At 30.0% G+C, this 12,085-nt stretch carries 10 protein-coding genes; 2 read left to right on the top strand and 8 right to left on the bottom strand.

All coding sequences use genetic code 11. From position 1 onward, the window contains the following. Positions 1-18 precede the first annotated feature (18 nt). Entirely contained in the window at positions 19-690 is a 672-nt protein-coding gene (ung, locus tag ABWP60_RS02370) for a uracil-DNA glycosylase (protein ID WP_353147971.1), read from the top strand. Here the strand turns inward: ung and ABWP60_RS02365 are convergent. From ABWP60_RS02365 to tsaD, 8 genes are all read right to left on the bottom strand, one after another. Continuing rightward, on the bottom strand, positions 662-1,630 hold the full coding sequence (locus ABWP60_RS02365; RefSeq protein WP_353147969.1) for a transglutaminase: 969 nt from the start codon (positions 1,628-1,630) through the stop codon (positions 662-664). The genes ung and ABWP60_RS02365 overlap by 29 nt on opposite strands. An 81-nt stretch (positions 1,631-1,711) precedes the next feature. Continuing rightward, positions 1,712-2,563 (bottom strand): substrate-binding domain-containing protein, encoded by an 852-nt coding sequence (locus ABWP60_RS02360; protein WP_353147966.1) that lies wholly within the window; start codon positions 2,561-2,563, stop codon positions 1,712-1,714. Between the two features lie 97 nt (positions 2,564-2,660). Beyond that, entirely contained in the window at positions 2,661-3,542 is an 882-nt protein-coding gene (locus tag ABWP60_RS02355; RefSeq protein ID WP_353147963.1) for a nucleoside phosphorylase, read from the bottom strand. Between the two features lie 44 nt (positions 3,543-3,586). After that, the gene (locus tag ABWP60_RS02350; RefSeq protein WP_353147961.1) at positions 3,587-3,919 is read right to left on the bottom strand and encodes a translation initiation factor; all 333 of its coding nucleotides are present in this window, start codon (positions 3,917-3,919) and stop codon (positions 3,587-3,589) included. A 57-nt stretch (positions 3,920-3,976) separates the two neighbouring features. Beyond that, on the bottom strand, positions 3,977-4,930 hold the full coding sequence (locus ABWP60_RS02345; protein ID WP_353147958.1) for an isopenicillin N synthase family dioxygenase: 954 nt from the start codon (positions 4,928-4,930) through the stop codon (positions 3,977-3,979). Between the two features lie 71 nt (positions 4,931-5,001). Then, entirely contained in the window at positions 5,002-5,643 is a 642-nt protein-coding gene (locus ABWP60_RS02340; protein ID WP_353147956.1) for a DUF4159 domain-containing protein, read from the bottom strand. Then, on the bottom strand, positions 5,636-6,340 hold the full coding sequence (locus tag ABWP60_RS02335; RefSeq protein ID WP_353147954.1) for a 16S rRNA (uracil(1498)-N(3))-methyltransferase: 705 nt from the start codon (positions 6,338-6,340) through the stop codon (positions 5,636-5,638). Before ABWP60_RS02335 ends, ABWP60_RS02340 begins: the two co-directional genes overlap by 8 nt. Before the next feature lie 4 nt (positions 6,341-6,344). Further along, on the bottom strand, positions 6,345-7,379 hold the full coding sequence (gene tsaD / locus ABWP60_RS02330; protein ID WP_353147951.1) for a tRNA (adenosine(37)-N6)-threonylcarbamoyltransferase complex transferase subunit TsaD: 1,035 nt from the start codon (positions 7,377-7,379) through the stop codon (positions 6,345-6,347). 74 nt (positions 7,380-7,453) lie between these two features. On the opposite strand from tsaD, the gene ABWP60_RS02325 reads away from it, so the two are divergent. Next, positions 7,454-11,995: a translocation/assembly module TamB domain-containing protein gene (locus tag ABWP60_RS02325; RefSeq protein ID WP_502904805.1), complete on the top strand. Its 4,542-nt coding sequence runs from the start codon at positions 7,454-7,456 to the stop codon at positions 11,993-11,995. Positions 11,996-12,085 lie beyond the last annotated feature (90 nt).

Raw genomic sequence — 12,085 nt, 5'->3', positions numbered from 1 at the left:
TTTGTAAAAACAATAAATATGCTCTATGATAATATTGATTTTTCTTGGAAATCATTTTTTGAAGTAGAAATTCAAAAAGAATATTTTTTAAAACTAATTTCAAATGTTGAAAACGAATATGAAACTTCCGTTTGTTTTCCTCCAAAACATTTAATTTTTAATGCTTTTGAAAAATGTAATTTGAATGATTTAAAAGTGGTAATAATTGGTCAAGATCCTTATCACGGAGATGGAGAAGCAAATGGTTTATGTTTTTCGGTAAATGAAGGTATTAAAATTCCACCTTCATTAAAAAATATTTTTGCAGAAATTAATTCTGATTTAGATTCGATATTTTTACCAACAAATGGTAATTTAGAGCGTTGGGCACAACAAGGCATACTACTATTGAATGCTAGTTTAACGGTTAGAAAAGACGAAGCGAATAGTCACAAACACTTAAAGTGGAATATTTTTACTGATCATTTAATCGATTTTATTTCAAGCGAATGCGAAAACATTGTTTTTTTACTTTGGGGAAGTTTTGCACAAAAAAAAGGAATTAAAATAAATAGAGAAAAACATCTTGTTTTAAAGTGTGGCCATCCATCACCATTAAGTGCTAATAGAGGATTTTGGTTTGGAAATAAGCATTTTAGCCAATCCAATACGTATTTAAAATCTATTGGAAAAAACCAGATTGATTGGTAAGTTCAGGTTGTTGTAAATCTAAAATACTTAACACTTCTTCACCTAAAAAGGGCCCTCCAGGATAATGTGCGGTATAATCTAAATTTAACCAAATTTTTCCTTTTTCATCACGATGAAAATAAATTGTTCTTCCTTTTGAAATATCTTTAAAAAGCTCATTACTAATTAGATACATGGCGGTTTCTAATTCTTTTTCATTTCCTATTAAAACTTCTGGATACATGTGTTTTCCTGTATGTATTAGTCGCATACTTCCACCAATTGATTTTATTGCCGCACACATTAAAATGGCATGATCATCGCAATCACCTGAAAAATATAATAAACTCTCGCTACCACTTGCAAAATATTCTTGTCCTTTTGGATCATTTACATAATTCCATCTGCGATTTACTTCTTTAAAAACCGCAAAATATTGAATCAGTTTTCTATTAATCGGATAATTTGGTGTGTCTTTAAAATGAGTATTAACTGCATATAATGCAAAATTTCTAACTTTTGAACTGGAAAAATCCACACTTTTATATACCCGAGTTTTATTTGGAAATGGTTTTAATGTTTTTTGTTCTAAATAGGTTTCCTCTTTTTGCATTTCATCACTTAAAAAAGTGATTTTATATGCTGTTACTACTTGAAATAAAGCATAGTTTCCCTGTACAGATGCTATCGTAAAAATGAGAAAATAAACTAAAATTGAATATATGATTTTTTTACGTAACCATTTTAAAATTAGCATAAATACAGTTAAAAGAAAAATAAAAACTGAAATTTTATCGAAAGGTATTTCTGCATCAAAATAATAAATATTTTTTCTAAAATAAATAAAGACAGGAATGCTAATTAAAAAAGATAAAACAAATAATATACTATTTTCTCTAAGCTTATTTGAAATAAGCCAAACGGATATTTTATCAAAAAAAGATTTTAGAAAAAATGTCATTTTTATATTTCGGAAATTCGATTTTGTTTTGCATTCAAAAGTAGTTAAAAATGTAGCAATAACATAAATTGAAACTTCTTTTTATAGGTTTTTAACAAGTTGATTGAAGGCTACTTTATTAGAAATAATAGCTAAATCAAACAGTTTATTTTGAACAATTTGATAGGTTTTTTCATCTAAATTTTTCTGACTCCACTGGGTTTGTTGCAACCATTGTTGGATATCTTCTAATTTTTGATGATATCTTGTTGCAAGTGTTCTATCGATGCTTGGAATGTATTTGAATTCTTCTGTTGTAGCGTTTATTATTTCTAAAATTAAAGCCATCACAGATTCGTTTTCTGCTAAAAATTCATTTCTAACCGCAATTACAAAACATGGCCAAGGGGTAGGACATTCGCCCACACGTTTAAAAGTTCCATTGTCTACCAAAGGTTTTGTGGTGAATTTTTCCCACATAAAATAATCTGATTTTCCTTCAGAAAAACTTGCTACTGCGCCATCTAAATTATTAACAACTTCAAAAGGGATATTATTTGTATTCCAATTATTTTTTTCAGCATTTACAATGCTCATTAAATGAGAACCAGAACCCATTCTGCTTATGGCAGAAACTTTATTTTCTAAATCAGCAACCGAATTATATTCAGCTTTTCCATCTACATGAATTCCCCATATTAAGGGTGATTTTACGAAAATTTGTATTATACTGCTGTGTTGATTTTCATTTAGATCCTTAATAATTCCTTCAGTTAAAATAATGGCAATATCCGTTTCATTAGCACGAAGCATTTGACACATTTTTCCTGTTCCTTCAGGTACATCTGTCCATTTTAAATCGATTCCAACTTCATGAAATTCACCATTTTCAATACACATGTGCCATGGTAAATTAAAATGTTCGGGAACGCCAACTATTTTTACTTCTTTCATATTTTGGGTGTAAGGTTTTGGATTATGGGTTTAAGGGTTTACTTAATTATTTTTTAAAACACTCATTTGAGAAATTACACTAATTATTAAAATTTCTTTAATCTGTATAGTTTATTTCTACCAATTTATCTAAAGTATAAGCAATTAACTCATTCACTGTTTTTTCTGGGTTCGAACTAAATTCGCCTACCGCTCTGTTTGCAATAATGGCATTTAATGACAAACAATTATGACCTAATAATTTACCTAAGCCATAAATTGCAGCCGTTTCCATTTCTAAATTAGTTATGCTTGTTCCTTTATAGTTAAACGTATCCATTTTATGATTTAATTCAGGATCCTGAATATTTAAGCGAACTATTCTGCCTTGAGGTCCGTAAAATCCTCCAACTGTTCCTGTAAATCCTTTATGAAATTTTTCTGAACAAAATTTGATCTCCAAGGTTTCATTACACGATACCACAGTTGGTCTACCTTTTCTAATATCCCAATTGGTGTGTAAAATAAAAGCATCTTCTAATTCTGAATCAGTATGTTCTTCAATTAAATAGGAGCGAAGCATGTTGTCCAAACCAATGGCAAATTTGCTCATTACCCAACTATCCACCGGAATATCAGCTTGTAAAGAACCAGAAGTTCCAATTCGAACAATGTTTAAAGTGGTATGATTTGGTTTAAGTACTTTTGTGTTTAAATCGATATTAACTAAGGCATCTAATTCGTTCATGACTATGTCAATATTGTCAGGACCAATTCCTGTTGATTGAACTGTTAAACGTTTTCCTTTATAAATTCCGGTTTCGGTTTTAAATTCTCTTTTCTGTTTTGAAAATTCTATAGTTTCAAAATGTTGTGTAATTTTAGACACTCGCTCTGGATCGCCAACAAAAATGATATCATTAGCAATATATTCAGGTTTTAAATTTAGATGATAAACACTTCCGTCTGGATTTAATATTAATTCTGATGATTTTATCATAATTGTATTTAACTGAACACTAAAATTGTTAACGGAATATACTTTTATCCTCCCACACGTTTTGTTTTGAAGCCTTTATCTTGAAGCATTTTCATTATTTTATCTCTGTAATCGCCTTGAAGGATAATCGCACCATCTTTAAAACTACCACCCACACTTAATTTTGTTTTGATTTCTTTAGCAAGAACTTTGAAATCTTCGTCCGATCCTTCGTAACCTTCAATAATAGTTGTAGCTTTTCCTTTTCGTTTTTCATATTTACAAATCATAGGTTCTTTCTGAACGTATAATACATGTGCAATTTCCTGACTAACTTCTGGTTCATTTGAAGGAATATGGTCTGGAAAAAGGTTTTTTAGTTGTTCTTGTAAATCCATTTTTAATACACAAATCATACAGATTCGCAGAGCGAAATGCGAATTAAATCTGATTTTTTATTTTTTAATTAATCCTAATTCTACTAATCTTTCATGTAAAAAATCACCAGCATTTATATCTTCATATAATTTTGGATGATTTTCATCGATACATTCTGGCAAACAATTTAATTTCATATCACTAACAGGATGCATGAAAAAAGGAATAGAATATCTTGAAGTTCCCCATAATTCTCTTGGTGGATTTACCACTTGGTGAATCGTAGATTTCAATCGATTATTGGTATGACGCGATAACATATCTCCAACATTTATCATTAATTCATCCGGTTGTGCCATTGCATCAATCCATTGTCCCTCGTGGTTTTGAACCTGAAGTCCTTTTCCTTGAGCACCCATTAATAAAGTGATTAGATTGATATCTCCATGAGCTGCCGCACGAACGGCACCATCTTTAGGTTCGTCAGTTATTGGTGGGTAATGTATAGGTCTTAATATACTATTACCTTCAGAAATGTAAGCATCAAAATAAAATTCATCTAATCCTATAAACAACGCTAAAGCGCGAAGTACATAGATTCCTGTTTTTTCTAACATTTGATATGCTTCTTTACCTGTATTATTAAAATTGGGTAATTCAGACACTGTTACATTTTCAGGGTATTCATTAGCATATTTTGAATTCGAATCTGCATATTGACCAAAGTGCCAAAATTCTTTTAAATCTCCAGCGGAACGACCTTTTGCATGTTCTTTTCCAAAAGACACATAGCCTCTTTGTCCTCCGATACCAGGAATTTCATATTTTTCTTTGGTTTCAATAGGTAGTGTGAAGAAATTTTTAACTTCGCTGTACAAATTTTCAACTAATTTGTCATCTAAAAAGTGACCTTTTAACGCAACGAAACCAATTTCTTCGTAGGCTTTTCCGATTTCATTTACAAATTTTTGTTTCCTTATCGGGTCTTCCGACAGAAAATCACGTAAGTCTACACTTGGAATTTTTTGCATGTTAAAAAAATATTTGTTTATCCAACTCAGATTTTGAATGGAATTCTTGCTCTTACAAATGTATAGAAAAATTAGTTAGAAAACACATAATTTATAATATTTGCGCCCATTTTAAGTGCTTTTTCCCTAACGTTTGCTGGGTCGTTGTGTACTTCTTGATTTTCCCAACCGTCTCCTAAATCGCACTCGAAAGTGTATAAAAGTGCCAATCTATTTTCAATAAAAATTCCATAAGCTTGCGGTTGTTTATTATCGTGTTCGTGAATTTTTGGTAATCCATTTGGAAAAGAATATGGCGATTGGAAAATAGGATGTGTTTTAGGAATTTCAACTAAAGCAGTATTTGGAAAAAGTTTTTTTATTTCTTTTCTAATAAATTCATCCATACCGTAATTATCATCAATATGTAAAAAACCACCAGAATTTAAATAATTTTGAAGATTTTGAATATCGTTGTTGCTGAAAACTACATTTCCGTGACCCGTCATATGAACAAAAGGATATAAGAATAATTCAGCACTTCCCACATCAACGGAATTGACTTTAGGGTTCAATTTTGTGTTGATGTTTTGATTACAAAACTTTACCAAATTAGGTAAAGAGGTAGGATTGGCATACCAATCTCCTCCGCCAGAATATTTTAAAACAGCAATATCTTGGGAAAATCCCAAGTTGCAAAATATTAAAATTCCAAAAGTTATAAATTTATTCATTTTGAATTACAATTGTATGACAAGCGACTAAAGCCGCAGTTTCCGTTCTTAATCTTGTGTTCCCCAAAGTTACAGGAATAAATTCATTTTCAACAGCTAAGTTGATTTCTTTTGAAGAAAAATCACCTTCAGGTCCAATTAATATAGTAACAGGATTATCTTTTATAATTTCGTTAGCAAAAGATTTTTTTTCGGTTTCTACACAATGGGCAATAAATTTTTGACCAGAATGATTTTTTTTAAGAAATTCGTTTAAAGTAGTGGCTTCGTTTATTTTTGGTAGGTAATACTGATTAGATTGTTTTGTTGCAGCTTGAATGATTTTTTCCGCTCTGTCTGTTTTATAAATTTTTCGTTCTGAATGTTCGCAAATAATTGGCGTAATTTCATGAATACCAATCTCGGTAGCTTTCTCTAAAAACCATTCTATTCTGTCGAGCATTTTGGTAGGAGCAACAGCAATATGTGTGTAAAAATTAGTGGGTTTAAAAAAACGTTCTTCGTTGATTTTAACTTCACATTTTTTTTCTAAACCTAGAACTATTTCAGAAATAAATAAAAAACCTAAACCATTAGTAATGTGTATTTTATTACCTTCCTGTTTTCGTAATACTTTAATAATATGTTTGCTTTCTTCTTTATCAAAAGTAAACGTTTTATCACCAGATTTTATTTCGGAATTATAGAATAATTGCATAGTTTTAAAATTCAATTCTTGCTTTAGAGACCACATCAGATGTACTGAAATTTTCTTCTAAAAAATTATAATAACCCACAATTCCAATCATTGCAGCGTTGTCTGTTGTGTATTCAAATTTTGGAATAAACGTTTGCCATCCGTATTTTGATTCCGCTTCTTTTAATGTATTTCTTATTCCTGAATTAGCCGAAACTCCACCTCCAATTGTAATTCTTGTAATTCCAGTTTCGGTTACAGCTAATTTTAGTTTTTCCATTAATATTTCAATAATCGTATGTTGTATAGATGCACAAATATCGTTTAAATTTTCAGTAATAAAATTTTCATTTTCAGCTGTTTTTTTCTGAACAAAATATAAAATTTGTGTTTTTAACCCGCTAAAACTAAAATCTAAACCCTGCACTTTTGGTTTGGTAAAAGCAAATGCTTTAGGATTTCCCAATTGTGCGTATTTGTCAACTAAAGGTCCGCCAGGATAAGGAAGCCCTAAAATTTTAGCACTTTTATCAAATGCTTCTCCAACGGCATCATCAGTGGTTTCTCCAATAATTTCCATCTCAAAAAAACTAGAAACTTTTACAATTTGTGTGTGACCTCCAGATATGGTTAAAGAAATAAAAGGGAAATTGGGTTTTCCATAGCCTTCTTCATCAATAAAATGCGCTAAAATATGTGCTTTCATGTGATTTATTGCCACTAATGGAATACCTAAGCCTAAACTTAACGATTTAGCAAAACTACCACCCACTAAAAGCGAACCCATTAAACCTGGACCTTGAGTAAAGGCTATGCAATTTAATTTTTCTTTTGTAATTCCAGCTTTCTTAATAGCCATTTCTACAACGGGAACAATATTTTGTTGGTGCGCTCTTGAAGCTAGCTCAGGAACCACGCCACCATATTCTTCATGTACTTTTTGACCGGCAACAATATTTGAAAGTACTTTGTCATTGCATAAAACAGCAGCAGAAGTATCGTCACAAGAACTTTCTATGGCTAACGTGTAAATATTTTTTAAATTTGTAATAGTAGGCATGAATTTTGGTGTAAAAGTATTGTTAAAGTCTTACAAAATTGCTTATTTTTGTAGCTATAAGCAAATAAAAATAGATTTGTTTTGCAAATTTAAATAAATATAATATTAAATCAGTAAAAAAAATAGCGGTTCGTACCTTAATTGGTATTTTGCTTTTTATGCTTCTAGTAGCCATACTATTGGCCTTACCTGTAGTGCAAACAAGGCTCGGAAAATATGCTACTGATCAACTGAAAGAAGATTTTGGCGTAACAATTACCATTGAAAAAGTGGCTATCAATCCGTTTGGAGGAGTCAAATTAAAAGGAGTTTTTGCAAAAGATCATCATAATGATACATTGTTTCATTTTAACCGTATTCATACTTCAATTTTAAGTTATAAAAAGTTATACGAAAACGGACATCCTTATTTAGGTGATTTACAAGCGGATGGATTAAACCTAAAAATCATTCAATACAAGGGAGAAAAAGATACTAATTTAGATAAATTTGTTGCTGCTTTTGACGACAATCCGCCAAAGCCTTCCAGTGGAAAATTTAGATTAAAAATAAATTCTATTTCCTTACAAAATAGTAGATTTAGATACATTGATCAAAATCTTATAAAACCTAAAATTTTAGATTTTTCAAGTTTAAATGGTCAGTTAGACGACTTTTATATTAAAGGTGCAAATGTATTTTCTTATGTATACAAGATGTCGTTTAAAGATCATAGAGGTTTGGTAATGAAAAACTTAACTTCTGATTTCACTTACACACAAAAGAATATTTTATTAAATGAATTAATTTTAGAAACAGAAAATTCTTCGTTTAAAGGAAAAACAGAATTACGTTACAATCGAAAAGATTTCAAAGATTTTAATAATAAAGTGATTTTCGATTTGGATATCAAAGAAGGTAAAATTTCAAGTAATGACTTGAATTTCTTCTATCCAGAATTCGGAAAAAATCAGAAATTTTATATTGATTCCCATATTTTAGGTACGTTAAATGATTTGAAATTTAATAACTTAAAATTCAATGATTTAAATGATAATGAAATAGTAGGAAATCTTCAACTTAAAAATATTTTTGGTAAAGGCGACCAAAAATTTTACCTCAAAGGAAGTTTTGACAGATTATCCGCAAGTCAAACTAGTATTAGTAAAGTTTTACCGAATCTTTTAGGAAAAAACTTACCAAAACAATTACAAAAACTTGGACGTGTTGATGTTAAAGGAAAAGTAGAGCTTACTGAAAAATGGATCATTGCCGATGTGGATTTGTTTTCAAAATTAGGACGTGCAAAGGGCGATTTTAAAATGGATAAAATAGACACCATAGACAGGGCCACTTATGTAGGAAATTTTCAGTTAGATAATTTTAATTTAGGAGCCTTCTTAAATGAAAAAGATTTAGGAAATACATCGGTAGTATTAGATATTAATGGAACAGGGTTTTCTAAAAAATATTTAAATACGAAGCTAAAAGGAAATATTGGTCAATTTAGATTCAATGGGTATTCGTATAAAAATATTGATATAAATGGTACGATGAAGATGCCTTATTTTAAAGGACATTTTCATAGTAAAGACCCTAATTTATTATTAACGTTTGATGGTTTAGTAGATTTAAGTAATAGAAAAAAAATATATGATTTTGATGTTGAAATTGAATATGCTAATCTTAAAAAAATAAATTTATATACTAAAGATGCTACTTCAATATTGGCTGGCTCAATTGAAATGCAGGCGCAAGGCAACTCTTTAGACGATTTAGCAGGTACCATAAATTTAGAAAATATTTCCTACATCAACCCGAAAAACAAATATTATTTCGATTCAGCTTCGGTAACTTCATCTTTTGATAATCAAAACATTAGAACGGTTTCCTTTCAATCGGATGATATTATTGAAGGTCAAATAGTAGGTAAATATCAAACCAAACAAATTAAAAAAATTGTTGAAAATGCTGTTGGTAGTTTGTATGCCAATTATTCACCACATAAATTATCTAAAAATCAATTTTTAGATTTTGATTTTACAGTTTACAATACTGTTTTAGAAGTATTTTATCCGGATGTTTCAATTGGCGAAAATTCCCGATTAAAAGGAAAAATTAATGCAGATGAAGGCTTGTTTCAATTTGACTTTAATTCTACATTTGTCAATGCATTTGAGAACAAATTTAACGGTATTAAAATTGATATAGACAACAAAAATCCTTTGTATAACACATATATTGAATTAGATAGTTTAAATACAAAAAACTATAAAATTTCCGATTTTAGTTTGATAAATTTAACAGTAAACGATACGCTTTTTGCAAGAACCGAATTTAAAGGCGGTGATAATGGTGAAGATAAATTCGATTTAAACTTATATCATACAATTGATGAAAATAAGCAATCTATAGTTGGATTTAAAAAATCAGATATTACATTTAAAAATTTCCAATGGTTTATTAACGAAAAGGAATCAACTGAAAACACTATTGTTTTTGACAAACAGTTTAAGAACTTCAATTTCAACCAATTAACTTTATCACATAATAATCAATTCATTGATTTTAATGGGGAAATGAAAGGAGATACCTACAAAGATTTTAATTTTACGTTTTACGATGTTGATATTTCCAAAATCACACCCGATGTTAAGAATTTAAGTCTTGGTGGGAAGTTAAATGGAAATCTAAAATACAAACAAGATAACCTAATTTATAAACCATCAACAGACCTAACGATAGATGGGTTAGTACTAAATGATAGCGAATTAGGAGATTTAAAATTAAAAGTTTTTGGAGATGAAACTTTTAAGATATTTAATGTTGATGCTTCTGTAGTTAATAAAGATCAAGAAACATTTTTAACTACAGGAACAATTGATTTAGTTAATAATCAAACGATATTAAATTTAGATGCAAGTTTTGATAACTTTAATATCAAACCAATAGGTGGTTTTTTAACGGGTGTTTTAGATAATGTCCGTGGCTTGGCTTCCGGAAGAGCTAATATTGTTGGACCAATTGATAATCCTGAATTAGATGGCGTATTGTATTTAAATGAAGCAGGTTTACGAGTACCTTATCTAAATGTAGATTATGATTTCGATAAAAATTCAAAAGTCGATTTAACTCAAGATAAATTTATTTTTAGAGATATTGATTTAATAGATGTAAATGAAAAAACCAAAGGAATACTCAGCGGAACCATTTCTCATGAAAAATTTGAAAATTGGGAAATGGATTTGAAAATAGCATCAAATAAACTTTTAGTTTTAGATACCCAAGATGCAGACGATGCCTATTATTTTGGAAAAGCATATTTTGATGGTTTTGCCACCATTGAGGGCCCTGTAGAGGCTTTAGTTATCAACGCCGAAGGGGAAACCGCCAAAGGAACTTCAATTAAAATTCCTGTTAACGATTCGGAAAGTGTGAGTGAAAATGGTTTAGTACATTTTACTACCCCTGAAGAAAAATTTGGCACAAAAAATAGTACCAACCAACCAACCAAAACCTACAGAGGTATCGATTTGAATTTTAATTTTGCCATTACACCAAATGCTGAAATTGAAGTGATTTTAAATCGTGAAACGGGGCATTCCATGAAAGGAACGGGTAACGGATCTATGTTTATGAACATCAATACCTTAGGAAAATTTCAAATGACGGGTGACTTCATCGTCAACAAAGGAGAATATTTATTTAGATATGGTAGTATTATTGATAAGAAATTCACAGTAAAAAATGGAGGAACTATTAGCTGGGAAGGCGATCCATTGGGCGCTAAGTTAAATTTAGAAGCTGTAACAACAAATATTACTGCAAACCCTAATGTGTTGTTAGAAAATACCACTTTTAATAAAAAAATTCCTACAGAAGTAAGTATTTTAATAACTGGTGAATTAAACGCACCTCAATCTGATTTTAATATTAATTTTCCTAATGTAAGTTCTGTATTAAAAAGTGATTTAGATTATAAATTACAAGACAAGGATTTCAGACAACAACAAGCCTTTGCATTATTAGCCACAGGTGGTTTTTTTGCACCAAATAATACCAATTATTTTGGCTCTTTATTCGAAAAAGCTAGTAGTATATTTGGCGATGTTTTATCTGATGGAGAAAATAAATTACAATTAGGATTAAATTATGAAATTGGAAATCGGCAACAAGAAATTTCTGATAGAGCCTTAGTTACCTTAACCACTCAAATAAATGATAGGATTACTATAAACGGAAATGTAGGTGTTCCGGTAGGTGGTATTAATCAATCATATGTTGTAGGTAACGTGGAAGTAGAAATGCGATTAAATACTGACGGTACTTTAACCGCGCACGTATTTAATAGAGAAAACGATTTAAATTCCAATACAATTGGACAAAATATAGGCTATACGCAAGGTTTAGGGTTATCGTATCGTGTGGATTTTGACGATTTTAAAGAGTTGCTACACAAGTTATTTAAATCACAAAATGTGAAAGATAATGTAAATAAACCCGTCAATGAATCGGATGATTCGGAAACCAATCCTGAGTTTTTTAACTTTATAGAAGAAACTCGAAAACGACAAATTAAAGAAGAGAAAAAAGTCGATCCAAAGAACCGCGTTCCAGATAGTAATGATGTGCATTAAGTCAAGAATTTTTGTTAATTTTTAGAAATTTATTAACGAAAACGTTTGAAAATAACATTATAATAAAAAAGATGTCTTTTTTATGCATAA

The organism is Flavobacterium sp., from assembly GCF_040402895.1.
Lineage (GTDB): Bacteria > Bacteroidota > Bacteroidia > Flavobacteriales > Flavobacteriaceae > Flavobacterium.
Note: the sequence above shows the minus strand (reverse complement) of the source record. Positions and strands in the feature narration are given on the sequence as shown.